The sequence below is a fragment of the Roseisolibacter sp. H3M3-2 genome, assembly GCF_029211165.1.
In the GTDB taxonomy this organism is placed as follows: Bacteria; Gemmatimonadota; Gemmatimonadetes; order Gemmatimonadales; family Gemmatimonadaceae; genus Roseisolibacter.
The window spans coordinates 1-1120 of the sequence record NZ_JARGEK010000671.1 but is presented as its reverse complement, the minus strand read 5'-3'; the positions used below and the strand labels follow the sequence as shown (position 1 = coordinate 1120).

At 77.6% G+C, this 1120-nt stretch carries 1 protein-coding gene; it reads left to right on the top strand.

All coding sequences use genetic code 11. From position 1 onward, the window contains the following. Positions 1–219 precede the first annotated feature (219 nt). Positions 220–1120, top strand: a 901-nt coding sequence (locus PYV61_RS25620) for a serine/threonine-protein kinase (protein WP_275836719.1), incomplete at its 3' end; no start/stop codon positions are given.

Below are 1120 nucleotides of genomic sequence, written 5' to 3'. Positions count from 1 at the left end.
CTGGCGCCTGCGACGCCGCGCGCCTCGCCGGCGGTGTCGCGCACCACGCCGAGACGCGGCTCGAGGGGTGCGCCCGGTGCGCGCCCAAGCTCCTGGCGCTGGCGGCCCGCAGCGTCGCCGCCCGGAGCCGCGCCGACGCGCTGGAGGGGGCGAACTGCCACTGAGCGGGGGCGGGGCGTGGTACTGCGCCACGGCGCCAGGAATCGTACCTTCGCCAGCATGCTGGCCGCGCCCCTCCCCCCGCTCCCCGAGCGCTACCGCGTGGTGCGCGAGCTCGGCGCCGGGGGGATGGCCACGGTGCACCTGGCCGAGGACCTCCGCTACCACCGCCTGGTCGCGATCAAGGTCCTGCGCCCCGAGCTGAGCGCCGCGATCGGCGCCGAGCGGTTCGTGCAGGAGATCGAGCTCACGGCCGCGCTGCAGCACCCGCACGTGCTCCCCCTGTTCGACTCGGGCGAGGCCGACGGGCGGCTGTTCTACGTGATGCCGTACATCGAGGGGGAGAGCCTGCGGGCCCGCCTCGACCGCGAGGGGCGGCTGCCGGTGGCCGACGCGGTGCAGATCGTCCGCGACGTGGCCGCCGGGCTCGCGTGGGCGCACGAGCACGGGGTGGTGCACCGCGACGTGAAGCCCGAGAACGTCCTGCTGGCGGGGGGCGAGGCGATCGTCGGCGACTTCGGGATCGCGTTGGCGCTCTCGCGCGTGGGCCCCGACCGGATCACGGGGACCGGCTTCTCGCTCGGCACGCCGGCCTACATGAGCCCCGAGCAGATCGCCGGCGACCGCGAGCTCGACGGGCGCAGCGACCAGTACGGGCTCGCCTGCGTGTTCTTCGAGATGCTGGCCGGCGAGCCGCCGTTCAGCGGGCGCACGACGCAGGCGCTGATGTCGCGCGCGCTGGTCGAGCCGCCGCGCCGCCTGCGCGCCCTGCGCCCCGAGGTGCCGCCCGAGGTGGACGCCGCGGTCGCCCGCGCGCTGGCCAAGGACCCGGCCGGGCGGCACCCGACGATGCGCGCGTTCGCCGACGCGTGCGTCCCGCGGAGCACGCGCCGCCCCGGGCGCCGCGCGCTGCTGCACGGCGGCGCCGCCCTCGCGGCGGTCGCGGCGGCGGTCGTCTGGC